Origin of the sequence: Azospirillum oleiclasticum, assembly GCF_013423485.1 — a bacterium.
Classification (GTDB): domain Bacteria; phylum Pseudomonadota; class Alphaproteobacteria; order Azospirillales; family Azospirillaceae; genus Azospirillum; species Azospirillum oleiclasticum.
Genome location: NZ_JABFFR010000005.1, coordinates 1 through 21,210, shown reverse-complemented (window position 1 = coordinate 21,210; position 21,210 = coordinate 1). Strand labels below are relative to the sequence as shown.

At 70.9% G+C, this 21,210-nt stretch carries 20 protein-coding genes; 14 read left to right on the top strand and 6 right to left on the bottom strand.

Annotated features, from left to right (window positions below; all coding sequences use genetic code 11):
• Window positions 1-3 precede the first annotated feature (3 nt).
• From HL658_RS07835 to HL658_RS07810, 6 genes are all read left to right on the top strand, one after another.
• Window positions 4-303: a HypC/HybG/HupF family hydrogenase formation chaperone gene (locus HL658_RS07835; protein ID WP_180281391.1), complete on the top strand. Its 300-nt coding sequence runs from the start codon at window positions 4-6 to the stop codon at window positions 301-303.
• Window positions 300-1,424: a hydrogenase formation protein HypD gene (gene hypD / locus HL658_RS07830; protein ID WP_180281390.1), complete on the top strand. Its 1,125-nt coding sequence runs from the start codon at window positions 300-302 to the stop codon at window positions 1,422-1,424. The genes HL658_RS07835 and hypD overlap by 4 nt, the downstream gene beginning before the upstream one ends.
• On the top strand, window positions 1,421-2,476 hold the full coding sequence (gene hypE, locus HL658_RS07825) for a hydrogenase expression/formation protein HypE (protein ID WP_196242125.1): 1,056 nt from the start codon (window positions 1,421-1,423) through the stop codon (window positions 2,474-2,476). The genes hypD and hypE overlap by 4 nt, the downstream gene beginning before the upstream one ends.
• A 38-nt stretch (window positions 2,477-2,514) precedes the next feature.
• A complete protein-coding gene (locus HL658_RS07820; RefSeq protein WP_246337392.1) occupies window positions 2,515-3,075 on the top strand; it encodes a HupE/UreJ family protein in 561 nt (186 codons plus the stop codon).
• A gap of 64 nt (window positions 3,076-3,139) precedes the next feature.
• Window positions 3,140-3,766, top strand: a complete 627-nt coding sequence (locus HL658_RS07815) for a LuxR C-terminal-related transcriptional regulator (RefSeq protein WP_180281389.1) — start codon at window positions 3,140-3,142, stop codon at window positions 3,764-3,766.
• 115 nt (window positions 3,767-3,881) lie between these two features.
• Window positions 3,882-4,958 carry a class 1 fructose-bisphosphatase gene (locus HL658_RS07810; RefSeq protein ID WP_180281388.1) on the top strand — a complete coding sequence of 359 codons (1,077 nt, stop codon included), beginning with the start codon at window positions 3,882-3,884 and terminating at the stop codon, window positions 4,956-4,958.
• Window positions 4,959-4,960: 2 nt separating this feature from the next.
• On the opposite strand, the gene HL658_RS07805 is transcribed toward HL658_RS07810, so the two are convergent.
• From HL658_RS07805 to HL658_RS07790, 4 genes are all read right to left on the bottom strand, one after another.
• Window positions 4,961-6,034 (bottom strand): NAD(P)H-dependent flavin oxidoreductase, encoded by a 1,074-nt coding sequence (locus tag HL658_RS07805; RefSeq protein ID WP_180281387.1) that lies wholly within the window; start codon window positions 6,032-6,034, stop codon window positions 4,961-4,963.
• 99 nt (window positions 6,035-6,133) lie between these two features.
• The gene (locus tag HL658_RS07800) at window positions 6,134-7,480 is read right to left on the bottom strand and encodes a GH1 family beta-glucosidase (RefSeq protein ID WP_180281386.1); all 1,347 of its coding nucleotides are present in this window, start codon (window positions 7,478-7,480) and stop codon (window positions 6,134-6,136) included.
• Complete coding sequence (locus tag HL658_RS07795) at window positions 7,477-9,375, bottom strand: ABC transporter ATP-binding protein/permease (protein ID WP_211109680.1); 1,899 nt, start codon at window positions 9,373-9,375, stop codon at window positions 7,477-7,479. The genes HL658_RS07800 and HL658_RS07795 overlap by 4 nt, the downstream gene beginning before the upstream one ends.
• A 111-nt stretch (window positions 9,376-9,486) precedes the next feature.
• Window positions 9,487-10,818, bottom strand: a complete 1,332-nt coding sequence (locus HL658_RS07790) for a GH1 family beta-glucosidase (protein WP_180281385.1) — start codon at window positions 10,816-10,818, stop codon at window positions 9,487-9,489.
• Window positions 10,819-11,091: 273 nt separating this feature from the next.
• On the opposite strand from HL658_RS07790, the gene HL658_RS07785 reads away from it, so the two are divergent.
• Window positions 11,092-11,868 carry a class I SAM-dependent methyltransferase gene (locus HL658_RS07785; RefSeq protein ID WP_180281384.1) on the top strand — a complete coding sequence of 259 codons (777 nt, stop codon included), beginning with the start codon at window positions 11,092-11,094 and terminating at the stop codon, window positions 11,866-11,868.
• A 57-nt stretch (window positions 11,869-11,925) separates the two neighbouring features.
• Window positions 11,926-12,393 carry a hypothetical protein gene (locus tag HL658_RS07780; protein WP_180281383.1) on the top strand — a complete coding sequence of 156 codons (468 nt, stop codon included), beginning with the start codon at window positions 11,926-11,928 and terminating at the stop codon, window positions 12,391-12,393.
• A gap of 4 nt (window positions 12,394-12,397) precedes the next feature.
• Here HL658_RS07780 and HL658_RS07775 read toward each other — a convergent pair whose 3' ends face one another.
• Both HL658_RS07775 and HL658_RS07770 read right to left on the bottom strand, forming a co-directional pair.
• A complete protein-coding gene (locus HL658_RS07775) occupies window positions 12,398-14,722 on the bottom strand; it encodes a caspase family protein (protein WP_180281382.1) in 2,325 nt (774 codons plus the stop codon).
• Between the two features lie 57 nt (window positions 14,723-14,779).
• Window positions 14,780-15,547, bottom strand: coding sequence for a DUF3750 domain-containing protein (locus HL658_RS07770; RefSeq protein ID WP_180281381.1), 768 nt, complete (start codon window positions 15,545-15,547; stop codon window positions 14,780-14,782).
• A gap of 194 nt (window positions 15,548-15,741) precedes the next feature.
• On the opposite strand from HL658_RS07770, the gene HL658_RS07765 reads away from it, so the two are divergent.
• From HL658_RS07765 to HL658_RS07740, 6 genes are all read left to right on the top strand, one after another.
• A complete protein-coding gene (locus HL658_RS07765) occupies window positions 15,742-16,833 on the top strand; it encodes a TRAP transporter substrate-binding protein (protein ID WP_180281380.1) in 1,092 nt (363 codons plus the stop codon).
• A 181-nt stretch (window positions 16,834-17,014) separates the two neighbouring features.
• Window positions 17,015-17,761: an FCD domain-containing protein gene (locus tag HL658_RS07760; RefSeq protein ID WP_180281379.1), complete on the top strand. Its 747-nt coding sequence runs from the start codon at window positions 17,015-17,017 to the stop codon at window positions 17,759-17,761.
• Between the two features lie 49 nt (window positions 17,762-17,810).
• Window positions 17,811-18,785: a sialic acid TRAP transporter substrate-binding protein SiaP gene (locus HL658_RS07755; RefSeq protein ID WP_180281378.1), complete on the top strand. Its 975-nt coding sequence runs from the start codon at window positions 17,811-17,813 to the stop codon at window positions 18,783-18,785.
• A 174-nt stretch (window positions 18,786-18,959) separates the two neighbouring features.
• Window positions 18,960-19,535, top strand: a complete 576-nt coding sequence (locus HL658_RS07750) for a TRAP transporter small permease (RefSeq protein WP_211109679.1) — start codon at window positions 18,960-18,962, stop codon at window positions 19,533-19,535.
• Window positions 19,536-19,538: 3 nt separating this feature from the next.
• Window positions 19,539-20,945, top strand: coding sequence for a TRAP transporter large permease (locus tag HL658_RS07745; protein WP_180281377.1), 1,407 nt, complete (start codon window positions 19,539-19,541; stop codon window positions 20,943-20,945).
• The coding region (locus HL658_RS07740; RefSeq protein ID WP_180281376.1) for an alcohol dehydrogenase catalytic domain-containing protein at window positions 20,942-21,210 on the top strand (269 nt) is incomplete at its 3' end. The genes HL658_RS07745 and HL658_RS07740, both read left to right, overlap by 4 nt.

The window sequence follows — 21,210 nt, the reverse complement described above, 5'->3', positions numbered from 1 at the left end:
AACATGTGCCTCGGCATACCCGGCCGCATCACGGCCATCACCGATCCGGGCGCCATGCTGGCGACCGTCGATGTCTCCGGCATCCGCCGCACGGTCGATGTCCAGTGCGTGGCCGAACCCGGCCGGCCGCTCGACGACCTGATCGGCCGCTGGGCGCTCGTCCATGTCGGCTTCGCCATGGCCCTGGTGGACGAGGAGGAGGCGCGGGCGACGCTGGCGCTTCTGGAAACGCTTGGCGAGGCGGAGGCGGAACGCGACGCCATGCGGCTGACCGCCGATCTGGACCGGGGAGAAGCGGCATGAGCGTCTGGGACGGTTTCAAGGACGCGGCCCTCGGCCGGTCACTGGTGGAGCGCATCGCGGAACGGCTGGACGCGCTCGGCGCCACCGAACGGCAGCCGGTGCGGTTGATGGAGGTGTGCGGCGGGCACACCCATTCGATCTTCCGCTATGGCTTGGCGACCGTGCTTCCGCCGGCCCTGGAGTTCCTGCACGGCCCCGGCTGCCCGGTCTGCGTGCTGCCGATGGGGCGCATCGACGACTGCGTGGCGATCGCCGAGGACCCGCGGGTCATCTTCACCACCTTCGGCGACGCCATGCGCGTGCCCGGCTCGCGCAAGAGCCTGATGCAGGCGAAGGCCGACGGCGCCGACATCCGCATGGTCTATTCCCCGCTCGACGCGCTGGCGCTGGCCCGCAGGAACCCCGACCGGGAGGTGGTGTTCTTCGGGCTGGGCTTCGAGACGACCATGCCCTCCACCGCGCTGACCGTGCTGCGGGCGGAGGCGGAGGGGATCGCCAATTTCTCCCTCTTCAGTCAGCACGTGACCATCATCCCCACGCTGAAGGCGGTGCTCGACACCCCCGGCCTGACGGTGGACGGCTTCATCGGGCCGGGGCACGTCAGCATGGTCATCGGCCTGCGCCCCTACCGCTTCATCGCCGAGACCTACCGCAAGCCCTTCGTGGTCGCGGGGTTCGAGCCGGTGGACGTGCTGCAATCGGTGTGGATGCTGCTGGGCCGGATCGCCGAGGGCCGGCCGGTGATCGAGAACCAGTACGGCCGCGTGGTGCCGGAAGACGGCAATCAGCGGGCGCGGGCCGCCATGGACGCGGTGTTCGAGGAGCGGGAGCGTTGCGAATGGCGCGGGCTCGGCTCCATCGACCGGTCCGGCGTGCGCATCCGCGACCGCTACGCCCGCTTCGACGCGGAGCGCCGCTTCTCCGTCGGTGGCGCCGTGGTCGCCGACCCGCAAGCCTGCCAGTGCGGGGAGGTTCTGACCGGCACGCTCAAGCCCTGGCAATGCCGCCTGTTCGGCAACGGCTGCTCGCCGGAAACCCCGGTCGGCGCGCTGATGGTGTCGTCGGAGGGGGCCTGCGCGGCTTGGTACCAGTATGGCGGCGCGCGCCGGGGGGCGGCATGAACGCGATCACGCCCTTGCGTCGCCGCCGGCTGTCGGTGCCCACGGTCACCCTGTCGCACGGCGGCGGCGGCACCGCGATGCGCGACCTGGTGGAGGACGTGTTCGTGTCCGCCTTCGCCGGCGACGCCGCCGCCCCGCTGGAGGATCAGGCGCGGATGGATCTGGCGGCGTTGGCCGCAGGTGGCGACCGGCTGGCCTTCACCACCGACGGCTTCGTGGTCGATCCGCTGTTCTTCCCCGGCGGAGACATCGGCACGCTGGCCGTCTGCGGCACGGTCAACGACCTCGCGGTCGGCGGTGCCGTGCCGGTGATGCTGTCCTGCGCCGTGGTCATCGAGGAGGGGCTGGCGGTCGACACGCTGCGCCGCGTTGCCGCGAGCATGGCGGATGCGGCACGGGCGGCCGGCGTGCGCATCGTCACCGGCGACACCAAGGTCGTCGCCCGCGGCGCCTGCGACAAGCTGTTCGTCACCACCAGCGGCGTCGGGGTGATCCGCCGCGGCATCGAGGTGGGCATCGGCAAGGCCCGGCCGGGCGACGTCGTTCTGGTCAACGGCCCGCTCGGCTGCCACGGCGCCACCATCCTGGCCGCCCGCGGCGACCTCGGTCTCGACGCCGATCTGGCGAGCGACTGCGCGCCGCTGAACGGCCTGATCGGCGACCTCCTGGACGCCGCGCCCGGCACCCGGCTGATGCGCGACGCCACCCGCGGCGGGCTGGCCGCGGTGTTGACCGAGCTGGCGGAGGCGTCCGGCGTCGGCGTCCTCATCGCTGAGGAGGCGCTGCCGGTGACGCCCGCGGTGCGCGGCCTGTGCGAGCTGCTCGGCCTCGACCCGCTGCACCTCGCCAACGAGGGCGTGCTGGTCGCCGTCGTTCCCAGGGAGCAGGCCGCGGCGGCGCTCGCCGCACTCCGCGCCCATCCGCTGGGCGGCCAGGCCGCGCTGATCGGAGGGGTGACGTCCGAGCGGCCGGGCCGCGTCGTCATGGACACCGCTTTCGGCCAGCGCACCATCGACCTGCCGGTCGGCGACCCGCTGCCCCGCATCTGTTGAAGACTACCCCTGTGTCACCAACGATAAGGAAAACCCCCATGCGCAATTGCTTCCATGCCCCCGTCGGCGTGCTGGTGCCGGCCCTCCTGCTCCCGATGCTGTCGGCCGCACCGGCCTTCGCCCATCCCGGCGACCTCCACACCCACGGCTTCGCGGACGGGGTGTTGCACCCGCTGTTCGGGATCGATCACATGGCCGCCATGGTCACGGTCGGCCTCTACGCCGCGCTGATCGGCGGCCGGGCGGTGCTGGGGGTGCCGGCGGTCTTCGTCTCGGTCATGCTGGTCGGCGGAATTCTGGGTATGGCCGGCTTCCCCCTTCCGCTGGTCGAACCGATGATCTACACTTCGATTCTGGTATTCGTGGTGCTGGCGGCGCTGCCGGTGACCCGCCGTGCGTCCACGGCGGCGGCCGTGGCCGGCTGGTTCGCGCTCTTCCACGGCTACGCCCACGGGGCGGAGATGCCGGCGGACGCGTCGGCCATCGGCTACGCGGCGGGCTTCGCCCTGGCGACGGCCCTGCTGCATGGCGCCGGCATCGGGATCGGGATCGGCGCGCGCCACCTGTTCGCGCGGCGGGCGGTGATGCCACGGGGGTAAGGGCGCGGCCCCGCCCCCTGCGGCAAGGAACGACCAACCAACAACAGAAACGGGGGAACGGCCGATGATCGATGTGGTGGTGGCGGACAAGAGCCCGCTCGTGACCCGGGGGCTGGTGAAACTGTTCGAACAGGACGAGCGCTTCAACCTCCTGGCGACGGCCCCCGACGGCGCCCGCTTCCTGGAGGCGTGCGAGCGCTGGCCCTTCCGCCTGGGCGTCGTCGGCTGGGACATGCCGGGCCTGTCCGGCCGCGAGGTGCTGGAGCGGGTGAAGGAACGCGGGCTGCCGCTCCGCATCGTCATCTACACCGGCAACGGCGACGCGGCCACCGTCCGCTCCGCTATGGCGCTGGGTGCCGCCGGCTTCTGCCACAAGGCGGAGCCGCCGGAGCGGCTGCTCGACGTCTGTGCCTCGGTCGCCGCAGGGCGCATGGCCTTCCCCTATGTGGATGTGGGCGCCATCAACGACGACCCGCTGGACCAGCTCACCGCGCGTGAACGGGAATTGCTGAACGCGCTGGCGTCGGGCCGCACCAACGCCCAACTCGCTCGCGTGCTCGGCATCTCCATCCACACCGTGAAGTTCCACCTGAAGAACCTGTACGACAAGCTGGGTGTGCTCAACCGGGCGCAGGCGGTGGCGCTGTCCATGTCCGGGTCGATGGCGGGGGCGGAACGGCGCCCTGCCTGACCGGGCAGGGTCCCGCCCGCCCGGCGGAGCGTGCGGGCCTGTCCGGGCGGGCGTTCCCGGCGGCGGCGGCGGCGCCTAGTCTGTCCCCAGCACACCGAGAGGGAGCCAGACGTCCATGCCGAACGCCGACACCGTCACCATCGCCCGCTGGCTGATCCACGAGGGGCGCCGCGGCGCCGGGCTCGACGACGGGCTGATCGCGCTGCTGATCGAGGTGGCGCGCGCCTGCAAGATCGTGTCCTGCCGGGTGGCCATGGGCGGCCTCGGCGACATCCTCGGCACCGCCGGGGCGGTCAATGTCCAGGGGGAGGAGCAGGCCCGCCTGGACGTGATCGCCGACGACATCTTCCGCCGCGGTACCGAGTTCGGTGGCCATGTCGGCGCCGTCGCCTCGGAGGAGCAGGAGGAGCCTGTGCCGGTTCCCGCCCACTACCCGCGCGGTGACTACCTGCTGCTGTACGACCCGCTCGATGGCTCCTCCAACATCGACGTGAACGTGTCGGTCGGCAGCATCTTCTCCATCCTGCGGCGACCGGAGGGGACCGACGCGGTCACGACCGCCGATTTCCTCCAGCCCGGCCATGCCCAGGTGGCGGCGGGCTACGCCATCTACGGGCCGTCAACCATGCTCGTGCTGACGGTCGGCACGGGCGTGGCGGGCTTCACGCTCGATCCCGTGCATGGCGACTTCGTGCTGACCCACCCCGCGCTCGCCGTGCCAGCCGAGACGCGGGAATTCGCGGTCAACGCGTCGAACAGCCGTTTCTGGGAGCCACCGGTGCGCCGCTACGTGCAGGAGTGCCTGGCCGGGGCGGAAGGGCCGCGCGGCAAGGACTTCAACATGCGCTGGATCGCCTCGCTGGTGGCGGAGGCGCACCGCATCCTGATCCGCGGCGGCGTCTTCCTCTACCCGCGCGACACCAAGCAGCCGCGCCGCCCCGGCCGCCTGCGTCTGCTCTACGAGGCGAACCCCATCGCCTTCCTGATGGAACAGGCGGGGGGCGCCTGCTCGACCGGCGAGCGGCGCATGCTGGACCTGGTGCCGGACAGTCTCCACCAGCGCATCCCGCTCGTCTTCGGCTCGCGCGAGGAGGTGGAGCGCATCGAGCGTTACCACACCGCAGCCGACGACACCCCGCACGACATGCCCCTGTTCAACGCGCGCGGGCTGTTCCGCACCATGGCGGGCTGAGGTCACCCGCCCAGCTTTGCCAACGCCTCCTCCGCCAGCCGCCGCGTCAGCGCGCCGGTCCCCATCGGGCGGGCGAGGCGGGCTGCCTGTCCGGACCACAGGCTCTGGAAATCGGCGTTCCCCTGCGGCTCCGTCCTGGCGCGCAGCGGGGCGAGCGCGCCGCCCGCCAGCGGAAAGGCGGGCGCGTCGGGGGAGAGGGGGCCGAGCTCGCGCATCAGCCGGTTCATGATCCCGCGCGCCGGACGCCCGGTGAACAGGTTGGTCAGCGCGGTGTCGGCCTCCGTCGCCGTCTCCAGCGCCTTGCGGTGGAGAGGCGAAATCTTCGCTTCGGGCGTCAGCAGATAGGCGGTGCCGATCTGGACGGCCGACGCCCCGAGTGCGAGCGCGGCGACGATGCCGCGGGCATCGGCGATGCCGCCCGCCGCGATCACCGGCACCGACACCGCGTCCGCCACCTGGGGCACCAGGGCGAAGGTGCCGACCTGCCGGGCCATGTCGCCGCCGAGGAAGGTGCCGCGGTGGCCGCCGGCCTCCAGCCCCATGGCGATCACCGCATCGCAGCCCTGGCGCTCCAGCCACATGGCCTCATCGACCGTGGTCGCCGACGAGATCACCTTGGCACCCGTCGCCTTGACGCGGCCGAGCAGCCCCGGCTCCGGCAGGCCGAAATGGAAGCTGACCACCTCCGGCCGGTGCTTTTCGACCAGCGCGCAGTAGGCGTCGTCGAAGGGCGCGCGGGCGGAGGCGGGCACCGGTGCCTCCGGATCCAGCCCCTGCTCGACGTAATAGGGGGCGAGGCGGGCACGCCACGCCAGCAGGCGCACCGGGTCGGGTTCGGGCGGCGCGTGGCAGAAGAAGTTGAGGTTGAGCGGGCATCGGGTGCGCTCCCGGATGACGGCGATCGCCCTGTCGGCCGCCTCCACCGCCAGCATCGCGCAGGGCAGTGAGCCGAGCGCGCCGGCATCGCAGGCGGCCACCACCATCTCCGGCGTGGTGGCACCCGCCATCGGCGCCTGAATGATGGGGTGCTCGATCCCGAACAGGTCGGGGATGCGGCGATCAGGCCAGCCGGCCATGGTGGGGTCCTCCGCGGGTCGGTCTTGCGGCCAGCATAGACCGGTACGGCCGCCGATCGCCAACGTCCAGCGATGCGCCCTCCTCCCGACCTCCCAACCCTACGCCGCCACCGTCCGCGACCGGCGGATCAGCTCGGCGTACCAGCGGGCCGAGCTCTTGGGCGTGCGCGTGCCGGTGGGGAAATCCACATGCACCAGACCGAAACGCGGGCCGTAGCCGCTGCCCCATTCGAAGCTGTCGAGCAGCGACCACACGAAATAGCCGCGCACGTCCGCCCCGGCCCGCATGGCGTCCCGCATGGCGTCGGTGTAGAGCGTCAGATAACGGATGCGGCGGGGGTCGTCCACCGCGCCGTTCGCGTCCGGCGTGTCGTTGCCGGAGCAGCCGTTCTCGGCGACATAGACGGGCAGGCGGTAGCGGCGGGTCAGGCGGACCAGCTCGTCGCGGAACATCTCCGGGAAGACCGGCCAGCCGATCCCGTGGTCCTCCGCCCCGTCGGGCAGGTCGGCCCATCCGAAGCCCCAGGTGGTGGAAGCGTCGGCCTTGGCGAAGATCGGGCCGTAGTGGTTGAGGCCGATCCAGTCGGTCGGCCGGCAGATCCGCGCCATGTCGCCGGCCTGCATGTGCGGCTCGATCAGCGCGGCCAGCCGCGACGGGTAGCGGCCGAGCAACTGCGGGTCGGGGAAGGCGAGGTTCCAATGCTCGTCCAGGAAGGCGGCGGCCTCGCGGTCGGCCTCGCTGTCGGTGGCGGGGATCACCGGCTGGCAGTTGTGGATGGCGCCGATGCTGACCCCCGGCACATGGTCGCGCAGCACATCCACCCCGGCCCCGTGGGCGAGGTTCACATGGTGGATGGCGCGCAGGTTCATGGCGCGGTCGGTGATGCCGGGGGCGGCCCACGGAATGGCGTAGCCGAACAGGGTGAAGACGCTGGGCTCGTTCACCGTCGCAAAATGCTTCACCCGGTCGCCGTAGCGGCGGGCGACCAGCACCGCGTAATCGGCGAACCAGCCGGCGACGTCCCGGTTGGCCCAGCCGCCGAGATCGTGGAGGGACTGCGGCAGGTCCCAATGGTACAGGCACAGCCAGGGCTCGATCCCCGCCTCCAGCACCGCATCGATCAGCCGGTCGTAGAAGTCGAGCCCCTTGTCGTTCGGAGCGCCGCGCCCGCGCGGCAGCACCCGCGGCCACGCCACCGAGAAGCGGTAGGCGCCGACGCCCAGGCCGCGCATCAGCGCGATGTCCTCGGCGTAGCGGTGGTAGTGATCGCAGGCGACGTCGCCGGTGTCGCCGTTCACCACGCCGCCGGGCACACGGCAGCGCGTGTCCCAGATGCTGGGGCCGCGCCCGTCCTGCGCCGCCGCCCCTTCGATCTGGTAGGCCGAGGTGGAGACACCCCACAGGAATCCGGGCGGGAAGCCCTCGGCGCTGGTCGCGGCGGTCATGACGGGGTCAGCTCCCTGTCTGGAAGTGTGGGGTCTGGAAGTGTGGGGTCTGGAAGTGTGGAGTCTGGAAGTCTGGGGTCTGGAAGTGTGGAGTCTGGAAGTCTGGGGTCGGGAATTGTGGCATCCGGGGTGGCGGCGGGGTCGGCGTCGGCCACGCGCAGGCGGACGGAACCGTTGGTGCGCTCCAGCAGCAGGGCGCGCTGGTGGTGCACCGCCAGCCCGCCGGGATGGCCGACGAAGATCAGGGTCGATTCGGGGAACTCCGCGTCCAGCAGGTGCAGCATGTCCTCCTCGCCCCGAGGGTCCAGCGTGCTCGCGGCACCTTCCAGGAAAATCCAGTCCGGTCGCCGCACCAGCAGGCGGGCGAAGCCCAGCCGCTGCTGCTCCGACATGGGCAGCGTCTCGTTCCAGCGCTCCATCGCGTCGATCATTGGAACGAGGTGGTCGAGACCGACCCGCTCCAGCACCTCGCGCGCCTGCCAATCTTCGATCGACTCCGCGGCAATCGGGTAGCTGAGCACCCCCCGCAGCGGACCGGAGGGCAGGTAGGGGCGCTCCGGCATGAAGAAGACACGCGAGCGCGCTGGCAGCACGATGCGCCCGCGGCCCCACGGCCACACGCCGGCCACCGCCTTGAACAGCCGCACCGCCGCCCCCGGATCGCCGGCGATCAGCAGCCGTTCGCGGTGCGGAATCTCCAGGTCGAACGGCTCGATGGTGACGTGCCCGTTGGGTTCGGACAGCGTCACCCCCTCGAATCGGATCGAGCGTACATCCTCCACCCGCTCCACGACGATCCGCTCCGTCCCGTTGCCCGCCAGCTCGTGGTCGAGCAGGCGCAGCGCATCGTGCAACCCGAGCACCCGCTCCACCGAGGCCCGCCACTCCGCCGCACGGGCGAGATTGTCGATGGGCCAGGACAGGGCGGCCACCGTCTGCTGGAAGGCCTGCGCCGTCTGCATCAGCACGCCGAGCGAGATGGCGCCGGAGATGTAGCGGGGGGCGGCCACCAGGATGGGAAAGGCCACCGACAGCACGCTGTAGGCGGAGCTGAACGCCATCATGTCCGACAACGCGCGGGTCTGCCGCTTCCAGCCGAGTTTGACGCCGTGGAACAGCCCCTCCAGCCGGCGGCGCTCCTGCACCTCGCCGTGCAGCAGGGCGATGGGCTGCGCGCGTTCGCGCACGCGGGCGAGCGCGAAACGGAAATCGGCCTCGTAGCCCTGGCGGCGGTTGGCCGCGTGCACCAACGGCTGGCCGACCAGCAGGGCGATGGTGGTGCCGGCCGCCGCGTACAGCAGTGCCACGTACAGCAGCCAGCCGGGCACGCGTACGGTCACGCCGAACAGCGTCACTTCCGGCGCGCCGGAGATCGACCACAGGATGCTGGTGAAGCCGATCAGCAGCAGCAGGCAGTAGGACAGCGACAGGGCGAGGTCGATGGCGTACTCCGTCGCCACCCGCACATCTTCCGCGATCCGGCCGTCGGGGTTGTCGTGGTCGCCGGGCACCAGTGAGATCAGGTGCTGCCGCCCGCCGACCAACCAGCCTTCCACCACCCGCCGTGTCAGCCAGCGCCGCCAGCCGAGCTGGAGCTTCCGCTTGACCCGCAGATGGCCGACCATGACCGCGACGTTGAACAGCAGGATGCCACCCGCTGCCAGCACCAGCGTCATCAGCCGCTCGGTCGAGCGCTGCTCCAGCGCATCGAACAGCCGCTGGCTCCACAGGTTGATGGCGACCGGCACGAACACCTGCCCGACCGTCAGTGCCGCCAGGGAGACCGTCATCAGACGGACGGTCCATTTCGTCTCGCAGCTCCAATAGCCCCCGGCGATCGCGAAAAAACGCCGGAAGATGCTCGCCGCTTCGCGGCTTCTGCTGCGGATCGACATGGGTGCTGTCCCTGCGGCCGCCATCCGGCTAGGCCGAACGGGGTGTGACGGACCCCGGACTATACCTCAAATGGCAGGGGATGCCACCGCCGGTCGCTGTGAGAAAAAACGTCAGCCTCCCAGCATTCCCGTCCGCGCGACCTGGGACAGGAACCGGTAGCTGTCCTTCGGCGTGCGGACCAGCGTGTCGTAATCGACCCGCACGATCCCGAACCGCTTGGACAGGCCGAACGCCCATTCGAAATTGTCGAGCAGGCTCCAGCACAGGTAGCCCTTGACGTTGCAGCCATCGGCGAGCGCCTGCGCGACCGACTCCAGATGCTCGCGGTAGAACAGCACCCGTTCCGCGTCGTGGATGGCGCCGTCGGGCGACACCACGTCGTCGTAGGCGCAGCCGTTCTCGGCGACATAGCAGGCGGGGTTGCCGTAGTCGCGCTTCAGCTCCACGAGCAGGTCGTACAGCCCCTCCGGCTGAACCGGCCAGGCCATGCCGGTCCAGCGCCGGCAGCGCGCCTCGCCCCAGCCCACGTCGAAGGGCCGCCCCGCCTCGTGCTTCATCGTCGAGCGGGAGTAGTAGTTGATGCCCAGCAGGTCGATGGGGAAGCGGATCAGGTCGGTGTCGCCGGGCAGCACGAAGCCGGCCATCCGGTCGGCCAGCAGCTCCGGGATGGTGCCGCGCATCACGCCGTCCAGCGACACCCGGTTCCACACGGCGTCCCAGCGGGCGGCGGCGGCCACATCCTCCGGCCGGTCGCTGTCGGGGACGGTGGGCTGCAGGTTCAGCACGGTGCCGAGCGTCAGGCCCGGTCCCTCTTCCCGCAGCGCCCGCAGGGCGGCACCCTGGGCAAGGTTCTGGTGATGCAGCGCGCGCAGGATGCCGTCGGCGCCGAGCTTGTGCCCCGGCGCATGCTCGCCCACGCCATAGCCGAAGATGGCGACGACGTTGGGCTCGTTCAGCGTCATCCAGTCCTTCACCCGATCGCCGAGCCGGCGCACGCAGGCGCGCGCGTAAGCGGCGAAGGGCTCGATCACCCCACGGCCCTGCCAGCCGCCGGCGTCCTCCAGCGGCTGCGGCAGATCCCAATGGTACAGGCAGGCCATCGGCCGGATGCCGGCCGCCAGCAGCCCGTCGACCAGCCGGTCGTAGAAGTCCAGCCCGGCCTGGTTCACAGCACCGCTGCCGTCCGGTACCACCCGCGGCCAGGCGATGGAGAAGCGGTAGGCGTTGAATCCGGCGTCCTTCAGCAGCGCCACATCCTCCGGCCAGCGGTGATAGTGGTCGCAGGCGATGGCGGCGCTGCTTCCGTCCTGGATGCGGCCCGCGGCGGTGAAGCTGTCCCATACACAGGGGCCGCGTCCATCGGCGTCCAGCGCCCCCTCGATCTGGTAGGAGGAGGTGGAAGCGCCCCAGAGGAAGCCAGGAGGAAAGGCGGGAGTGGTCATGGTGCGGGATCCGACTGATGGTCACGCCAACAGGATGCGCCACAGCCTGCCGGACCGCCAGAGCACACCCGGCATGCCGGGGCTCCACGGGGCTCTACCCCCTGCGGCGTGCCGCCGCAGATCGACGAAACCGTCGCCCGGCGCCTTCCGGTCCCGTCGGTGGAGCAACCCTGGCGCGACCCTGCGAAGGCGCTGGAGCCCGTGCGACCCAAAGCGCGTTCACCTTGGGGGGCTGTCCGCGCTAATCTGTCTCAAAAGCCGGAGGAGGCGGGCATGAGCGGCGGTGGCTTCAAGGATCTGTTCTCGGGGCATGCGGCGGCCTACGCCGAGCACCGGCCGACCTACCCGCCCGAGCTGGCGGCGATCCTGGCGGAGCGTGCGTGCGGGCAGGGGCTCGCGGTGGACTGCGGCTGCGGCTCGGGGCAGCTTTCGGTGCTGCTGGCCGATCGCTTCGACCGGGTGGTCGCCACCGACGCCAGCGCCGGGCAGATCGCCCATGCCTTCGCGCACCCGCGGGTCGAGTACCGCGTCACCCCGGCCGAGCGCAGCGGGCTGGATGACCATGTGGCCGACCTCGTGGTCGCGGCGCAGGCGGCGCACTGGTTCGACCTGCCGGCCTTCTGGGACGAGGCCGACCGCATCACCCGGCCCGGTGGACTGGTGGCGCTGGTGTCCTACGGCATGCCGTCGGTGTTGCCGGAGATGGACACGATGATCCGCGCCTTCCACGACGACACGCTGGGCCCGTATTGGTCGCCGGAGCGCTGGCTGGTGGTGGAGGGCTACCGCTCGATCGCCTTCCCCTTCCGCGAGCTGGAGCCGCCGCCCGTCGCCATGGCGATCGACTGGACGCTGGGCGCGCTGCTGCACTACCTGAACACCTGGTCCGCCATGAAGCCGGCGGCGCAGGCGCTGGGCGCCTCGCCCCTGCCGGACTTCGCCGAGCGCATCGCGCCGCTGTGGGGCGACCCCGGCTCCACGCGCACCGTGCGCTGGCCGCTGACGCTGCGGCTCGGCGTGGCGGGGAGCCGCTCCTTCACCGGCGTGTAGGCGCGGAGCCCACCCGCCTGCTATCCTTCGCCGCCGTGACGGGGGAGAGACGAGGGGATGGGCGGGGGGCTGGCGGCCTTTCTCGGCGTGGGCACGAGCGTCTCGGTCGCCTCGGTGACGGCGGGCGGTCGGCCCGTGGTCGGGCGTGGGCTCGGGTGGCGGGTGGAGGCGGACGGGCGCACCGTGACCGTCTTCCTGGACGACGCCGCCAACGAAGAGCTGGTCGATGCGCTCGCCGCGTCCAGCCTGGTGGCGGTCGTGCTGTCCCAGCCGACCACCCACCGGTCCATTCAGGTCAAGGGGCTCGACGCGCGCGTCGCCCCGGCGCCGGCGGAGGCCGCGGCGCTGGTCGACCACCACATCGCCGGCTTCGCGCGCGAGCTGGCGGCGATCGGCTATGGCGAGGTCTTCACCCGCGCGCTCTGCGCCTTCGAGGCGGCCGATCTGGTGGCGGTGTCCTTCACGCCCGACGCCGGATTCGACCAGACGCCGGGACCACGCGCCGGGGAACCTTTGCCCCAATGAGCGGTCACGGCCGGCCGCGCGCCAGGGTGAAGTCGCGGCCGACCAGGGTGAAGACGGGAACCTGCGCCAGATTGAAGGTCCGTTCGGCGATCAACGGCACCCGGCTGCGCGCGTAATCGCCCAGCGCGCGCGCCGTGACCTCCCGTCCGGCGGCACCGGACAGCCCCTCCAGCAGCACCGCGGTCAGCACACCATGGCCGTTGTAGCCCTCCGCCGCGACCTGCTCGTCCGAGGCGGCGCTGAGGAAGCCGCGGCCGGTGGCGCGGGCCAGCCGGTTGTGCGCGGTCCGCATCAGCAGGTTGCGATCGACGATCTCCGCCACCCCACCGGAGTAGCAGGTGTCCAGCACCACGATGGCGCGATCGGCGGGCACGGCGGCCAGCAGCTCCTGCATGCGGTCCTGCGACAGACCCTTGCGCGCCACCTCGTCCAGGGTCGGGCGCCGCACGTCGTGCGACAGGAACCGGTAATCGCCCTTCAGGTTGACCCCGTGCCCGGCGAGGAACAGCAGGAAGGTGTCGGTCTCCGCCATGCCCTCGGCCATGCGGCGCACCGCGGCGGCGATGGCGTCCGCGTCGGCGTGCTCGTCGAGCAGCGGCGTGACGTGCACCGCGGTGAACAGACCGGCCGCGCGCTCGGACAGGGCCGCGGCCAGGGCGCGGGCGTCGCCCGCGGCGTAAGCCAGCCGCATCCGCTCGTCGGCGTAACGGTCGATGCCGACGACCAGCGCGTGCAGCGCACCCTGCCGGCCGCCGCCCCGCCCGTCCACCACCACGCCACGGACCGGCGCCGACTCCACCGCGTTCGTCGCGTCCAGCGCCACCACCTCGATCTGGTTCGGGCCGTCGATCAGCGGCACGCTGCGCCGCAGCCGCAAGGGCGCCGCGGTGCCGGCGTCATCGAGCGCGACGACCACACCGTTGCGGCGGTACAGCACCCGGCCGATGCCGCCACCGCCGTCCTGCACCTCGACCGTCACCGTCGCCCGCCGACGGTCGGCGTCGGGTGTGACGGTGGCCGTGACGGTGGGCGGCAGGCCGCGGGCCAGAACCTCCCCCGGCCGATCGGCATCGCCCGCGGCCAGCGCCGACGCGGCGCGTCCGGCTCCCAGATGCGCGCGACGGACGAGGTCGGGGCGATAGGCGACGTCGTAGACCTGCGCGATGGTCACGAATTCCGCCGCCCGCTCATGGCCGCGGTTGACATGCCAGCCGGCGAGGTTCCACGCCGCCTCCGCATGGTCGAAGAAGCCGTCGGGAGTCCAGGCGATCCAGGCGCCGGTCGTGGAGTGCAGGAACAGCGCCAGCCGCTCCCGCCCGTCTTCCAGCCCGAACCAGCGCAACGTGCCGTCGCCGAGCGCCGCCACCGCCGCACCTCCGGCCGGCGCCGCCGCGACAGCCAGCACGCGGCTGTCCAGCACGGTACGCCACAGCGGCCGACCATCCGCGGCGGTCCGGAGCAGCGCGGCACCGTCGGTCCGCAGGGAAGGATCGGGCGGGGCGGCGGCGAAGGGCGCCGTCGGCGGCTCGTCGTCCATGGTGGCGACGGAGAAGCTCCGATCGCCACCCGGCCACACGATCCGCAGGACTGAACCGTCCGCGCTGACGGTCAACGCCGACGGTGGCGGAGCCACCGGCTGAACCGTCCAGACCGCCGACCCGTTGGCGTTCGTCATCCGCAGGCCGCCGTCCGGCGCACCCTCGACCCGCCGCCCGCCGGGCAGCGGCAGGGCGCGCGGCGCCGACCCCGGCGGCAGCGGCCCGGCCTCCACCGCCGGCTGGCCGTCGGGCACGCCGTACCACCGGGTCGCCCCGTCCGCGCGGTAGCGCACCCCCAGCCGCCGCCCGTCCGCGGTGAAGGCCAGCCGCTCGACACCCCCGGCGGTGTCCGTGGAGCCGGGACGCGTGATCCGCGCGACCAAGCGACCGTTTCCGGTGTCGAACACCAGCGCGGCGTCGGCGAGCGGTCCGGCGGCGATGCCGGCAACGGCGGCCAGACGGCCATCCGGGGACAGCGCCACCGCGTCGATGCGGCCACGGTCGCCGTCGCCGATGGGGGGACGCAGCACGCCGCGCTCAGCGCCATCGACCAGCGACCACAGCCGCGCCGTCTTGTCGGCACCACCGCTCAGCAGCAGGCTCCCGTCCGCATCGGCCGCCAGCACCGTGATGCCGTCGGTGTGGGTGCCCGTCTCCACCCGCAGGCTGCGGTAGACCTCCGACGCCGCCGCCCCGGTCCCGCCGGCGCCGGGCCTCCGCGCCACGCCCGCCGGATCGACGCACCCGGCGAGCAGCAGCACCGCCAGCATGAGGATTACACGACCGACCATACGTACCGCCACGGCTGGAGGAACCGGAACCGATGGTAGCGGGTGCTCAAAGGATCGTCACCGCTCCTTCGCCTCCGCCGACCACAGCCCCACCCGTCCGACGCCGGGCAGCTTCAGGGCGCCGTCCAGCGGGTCGAAGCCGAAGGTCATGCCGAGCAGGTTGACCTCCACCCCCTCCTCCAGCGCCACCAGCACGCCGAACAGGCCGAACAGGCTGACTTGCCAGCCGGTGCCGCTGGGGACGCGGGCGATCGGCATGGCGCCGAGATAGTCCTTGCCCAGAGCGGTGGGCGGCAGGTCGAGGCGGAGTTCCGGCACCTCGCGCCCGATCCAGGCGAGGAACGTGTTGCTGTTCGGCCCCGGCCACACCCGGTACTGGTCGGCGTAGGGATAGCGCTCCGCCGCCGCGGCGATCTTGGGGATGGCGGCCTCCGCCTCCGCGCCGCGCAGCTCGGCGATCACGGTGGGGGCGGTGCCGAACCAGCGGCCGTCGGGATCCCGGGCGCTGACCACCACCCCGCTGGAGCCGCGGTAGACCCGCCAGCCGATCACCTCGTAGACGGTGAAGCGCTCGGCCCCGCGCTCCTTAACCGCCACCCAGGGGTGGACGCCGAAGGCGCCGCGCCAAGCCAGCGCGCGGGCGGCGTAGACCTGCACCACCGCTTCCGGCGTGCTGGCGGGATCGGGGGCCAGCCCGGCCGGACTGCGGTCCGCCCCGGCCCAGCGGGCGCGCAGGTCCACCTGGCCGGACGCGATCACCCAGCCCGGTCCGGCCAGAAGCAGCGACAGGATGAGCAGCGTACCCAGCACAATGCGGACGACCATCGGCTCCACACTCCCGCGATCCTTGGGGGCGGATCGCACAAAGATGCCCGTCCTATCTGGTGTCGGGATGGCGGAACCCCCACCCCTCCGGTGCGACGTTTCGCAGCGCGGCATGGCTGGGTTGTCCGGTTGCGGTTTGACGCCGCGGGCTTTCGCAATCTTTCCTCGCGCCAGAGCAGTCCGTGGAGAAGATCGTGAAAAGACGTGCATTCCTGGCCGGCGCCGCGGGCGGCGTGGCCGGATCGGCCATCGCCGCCCCCGCCATAGCGCAGGAGCGGCCGGCCGTGAGCTGGCGACTGGCCTCCAGCTTTCCGAAGAGCACCGACATCCTGTTCGGCACCTCCGAACTGATCGCGCGCCGCGTCGCCGAGATCACCGAGGACAAGTTCCAGATCCGGGTGCACGCGTCCGGCGAAATCGTCCCCGGCCTGCAGGTGATGGACGCGGTGCAGAAGGGCACCGTCGAGTGCGGCCACACCTGCGGCTACTATTACGTTGGCAAGGACCCGACGCTGGCTTTCGACACCGCCATCCCCTTCGGCCCCAACGCCCGCCAGCAGAACGCCTGGTTCCAGTATGGCGGCGGGCGCGAGGTGATGCGCGAGCTGTTCAAGCAGTACAACATCGTCCAGTTCCAGGCCGGCAACACGGGTGCCCAGATGGGCGGCTGGTTCCGCAAGGAGATCCGCAGCCTCCAGGACCTGTCCGGCCTGAAGATGCGCATCGCCGGCATTGCCGGGCAGGTGATGGCGAAGCTGGGCGTGACCCCGACGCAGATCGCCGGAAGCGATGTGTACCCGGCGCTGGAGAAGGGCACCATCGACGCCACCGAGTTCGTCGGCCCCTACGACGACGAGAAGCTGGGCTTCGTGCAGGTCGCCAAGAACTACTACTACCCCGGCTGGTGGGAGGGCGGCCCGCAGGTGTCGCTCTACGTCAACATGGACGCGCACGAGGCCCTGCCCAAGCCCTACAAGGCGGCGCTGGAAGCCGCCTGCGCCGAGGCCAACGGCGCCATGCTCGCCCGCTACGACGCGGAGAACGCCAAGGCGCTGAAGCGCCTGATCGGCCGGGGTGCCGTGCTGCGGCCCTTCCCGCGCGACGTCCTGGAGGCCGGCCACAAGGCCGCCATGGAGCTGTACGACGAGCTGTCCGCCAGCAACCCGCGCTTCAAGACCGTCTACGAGAGCTGGCGCCCCTTCCTCGACGACACCCGCCTGTGGTTCCGCGTGGCGGAGCTGCCCTTCGATGGGTTCGTGAGCTCGGTCGGCGCGCAGAAACGCTGACCGGACCTGTTCGCGAGACACAAGGCCCTCCCCTCCGCGGGAGGGCCTTGTTCATTGGCGGCGATGGGGCGCCCATCCCCTTGACAGCACGCCCACAAAGGATCACGGTACGGACAATTGGTCAGACCAAATGTCCGTGCGGGGCGCAGCGTGTCCCGGCGGCAGAACCGGGTGAAACGCCGTGCCGATCCGGGCCATCGAACCGCGCCGCCTCTACCGACAGGTCGCCGACCATCTGCGCGAACTGATCGACAATGGCGACTTTCCGGCCGGCGGGCGGCTGCCGACGGAGCGCGAGCTGGCGGAGCGGCTGGGCATCTCGCGCCCGACGGTGCGCGAGGCGCTGATCGCGTTGGAGGTGGAGGGGCGCGTGCGCATCCGCGTCGGCTCCGGCATCTATGTGACCGAGGCGCCGACGGCCCCGGTCGCGGCGCTGCACACGCTCCAGCCCGTCGAGGGACCCATCGAGCTGCTGCGCGCGCGGGAGTTCGTGGAGGGTGCCGTGGCGGCGGAGGCGGCGACGCTGGTCACCCCGGCCGACATCGAGGCGCTGGACGACGTGATCGCCCGCATGACCGCCGGCGGGCTGCCGTCGCAGGAGACGGTGGCGCTGGACCGCGAATTCCACACGACCGTCGCGGCGATCCTCGACAACGCCGTGCTCGTGCGGTTCGTCGGCGAGCTGTTCGACCAGCGGGTCAACCCCTATTTCCGCCGCCTGGCCTCCTACTTCGAGAACGAGGAGTCCTGGAGGGCGGCCATCGAGGAGCACAGGGTCGTGCGCGACGCCATCGTCGCCCGCGATCCGGCGCGCGCGCGCGCCGCGATGCAGCACCACCTGCAGCAGTCGCAGCGGCGCTTTTCCAAGGAGTTCGGCGAGGATGGCGGAACCGCGGCCGAGGACGGGCCGGGGACCGCCCCACCCTGACCGGGTGGCGGCCGCAGGACGCGTTTCAATCCAGGGAGGACAACCACCAATGCTCAAGCTCTCCGCAACCATCCTCGGCGTCGTCGCCGGCATCGCGCTGGCGGCCCCCTCCGCCAACGCCCAGACCAAGCTGCGCTGGGGCCACGTCTACGAGACGTCGGAGCCGTTCCACACCGAGTCCGTCTGGGCCGCGGAAGAGATCGCCAAGCGCACCAACAACCGCTACCAGATCACGGTCTTCCCGGCCTCGCAGCTCGGCAAGGAGAACGACCTGAACCAGGGGCTGTCGCTGGGCGCGGTCGACATCATCATCTCCGGCTCGAGCTTCGCCTCGCGCGCCTTCCCGCCGATCGGCGTGACCTATTACCCCTACATCTTCCGCAACCCCGACCACCTGCTCGCCTACACCAAGAGCGACGTGTTCAAGGAGCTGACGGCCGGCTACGAGAAGGCGTCGGGCAACCACATCGCCGCGGTGACTTACTACGGCGTGCGGCACACCACATCGAACAAGCCGATCGCCAAGTGCGCGGACATGCAGGGCCTGAAGATCCGCGTGCCGGACGTGCCGGCGTACCTCGCCATGCCGCGCGCCTGCGGCGCCAACACCTCGCCGATCGCCTTCGCCGAGGTCTATCTGGCGCTCCAGAACGGCACGGTCGAAGCCCAGGAGAACCCGCTGACCACCATCGAGGCCAAGAAATTCTACGAGGTGCAGAAGCACATCGTGCTGACCGGCCACATTGTCGACCACCTCAACACGGTCGTGGCCGGGGGCGTGTGGAGCAAGCTGTCGGACGCCGACAAGGCCCTCTTCACCGAGGTCTTCCAGGAAGCCGCCACCCGCGCCACCAAGATCATCCAGGAGCGTGAGGCGGCATTGGTCCAGACCTTCAAGGACAAGGGCATCTCGGTGACCGAGGTGGACAAGGCCGACTTCGAGAAGACCGTGCTGGCCAAGGTGCCGATGGAGGACTTCAAGTACCGCCGGGCCGACTACGACCGCATCCGCGCGGTGAAGTGAGCCGACGCGGCGGCGCATCGCCCCCACCCGGCGCCTGCGGCGCCACTCTCCCCCGCGTCGCAGGGGAGGGGAATCGCTCCTCCCCCTGCGACGCGGGGGGAGGCCGGGAGGGGGGCTGGCGCCGCGGCCTCCCCATAAGCCCTCCACCATCCATCAGCCAGGGTAATCCGCGCCGTGAATCATCCCATCGTCCATCCCTCCGCCGTCGCGGAGGAGATCGCGCACGCCTTCGAGGAGGAGGAGAAGCCGGTCGACCTCAGCGGCTACGCCTTCGAGGACTGGGTGACGCTGGCCCTGTTCTGGTGCATGGCGATCTGCGTCTTCCTCCAGTTCTTCACCCGCTACGTGCTCAACAGCAGCCTGGCGTGGACCGAGGAGATCGCCGTCTACTGCCTGGTCGGCGTGGTGTTCCTGGGTGCGGCCATGTGCGTGCGCATCTCGCGGCACATCCAGGTGGACGTGGTCTACCGCATGGTGCCGCCGGCGGTGGCGCGGCCGATGTCGCTTCTGGTGGACGTCATCCGCATCGTCTTCTTCGCCTACGCCGCCCAACTGATGTGGCGCTATTCGGCGGTCGTGTCGCACGAGAGCATGGTGACGGTGGATCTGCCGAAATGGCCGGTCTTCTACACCGTGTTCGCGGCGTTCGTGCTGATGGCGCTGCGGTCGGTGCAGATCTTCGTTCAGAACCTGCGGCGCGGCTACTCCGTCCTGGAGCGTCCCGACGCCTTCGACGAGGCGGAGGCCTGACCCATGCTGCTGCTTCTCGGAGCCTTCATCGGGCTCATGATCCTCGGCGTTCCGGTGGCGGTGTCGCTGGCGGTCTCGTCGGTGGCCTACATGCTGATCTACGGCGTCGCCCCCGACCTGATCATCGCGCAGCGCATGATCGCCGGTGTGGAGAGCTTCCCGCTGCTCGCCGTGCCCTTCTTCATCCTGGCCGGCAACCTGATGAACATCGCCGGGGTCACCGGACGCATCTACACCTTCGCCGTGTCGCTGGTCGGCTGGATGCGGGGCGGGCTGGCGCAGGTGAACATCATCGGCTCGGTCATCTTCTCCGGCATGTCGGGGACCGCGCTGGCGGATGCGGCCGGCATCGGCACCATCGAGATCAAGGCGATGAAGGACCATGGCTACCCGGTGGAGGCGGCGGTGGGCGTCACCGCGGCGTCGGCCACGCTGGGGCCGATCATCCCTCCGTCGCTGCCCTTCGTCATCTACGGGATGATGTCCAACGTCTCCATCGGCGCGCTGTTCCTGGCCGGCATCCTGCCCGGCATCGTGATGACGGCCCTGATGATGCTGACCGTCGCCATCATCGCCCACCGCCGCGGCTGGGGCTCCGACTCGCCGTTCAGCTGGATGCAGCTGGGCGAGGCCTCCCTGGAGATCCTGGTCGTGCTCGCCTTCCCCGTGGCGGTCTACGCCATGATGTGGATGGGGCTGTCGCTCAACATCGCTGTGCTGGTGGCGCTGGCGGTGCTGGTGGCGCTCGACTGGTACTTCGACTTCTCCGCCGTGATGGCGCTGATGACGCCGGTCATCCTGATCGGCGGCATGACCATGGGCTGGTTCACGCCGACCGAGGCCGCGGTGGCGGCCGTCATCTGGTCGCTGTTCCTGGGGCTGGTCCGCTACCGCACCATGACGCTGAAGACGCTGGCCAAGGCCAGCTTCGAGACGATCGAGACGACGGCGTCGGTGCTGTTCATCGTCACCGCCGCGTCGGTCTTCGCGTGGCTGCTGACCGTCAGCCAGGCGGCGGAGATGCTGTCCACCGCGATCCTGTCGGTGACCGACAACAAATGGGTGTTCCTGATCCTGGTCAACCTGCTGGTGCTGTTCATCGGCTGCTTCCTAGACACCATCGCCGCCATCACCATCCTGGTGCCGATCCTGCTGCCGATCGTGCTGAAGCTGGGGATCGATCCGCTGCATTTCGGGCTGATCCTGACGCTGAACCTGATGATCGGGCTCCTGCACCCGCCGCTGGGCATGGTGCTGTTCGTGCTGAGCCGCGTCGCCAAGCTGTCGGTGGAGCGCACGACCATGGCGATCCTGCCCTGGCTGGTGCCGCTGTTCATCGCGCTGATCGCCATCACCTTCATCCCGCAGATCACCTTGTGGCTGCCGCACACCATGGGAATGACCCGATGACCGCCGAGGCCCTGTCCGCCACCCTGTTCGGGCCGGAGGACCTGCGCATGGTCCGCCGGAGCCTGCCCGATGTCGCCCCCGGCATGGTCCGCGTGCGCATGCGGGCGGGTGGCATCTGCGGGTCCGACCTGCATTACTTCCGCCACGCGCGCACCGGCGATTTCGTCGTCACCTCCCCCCTCACCCTCGGGCACGAGGTGGCGGGCGAGGTGGAGGCGGTGGGCGACGGCGTGTGTAGCGCGCCAACTGGTTTGACACATTCGGA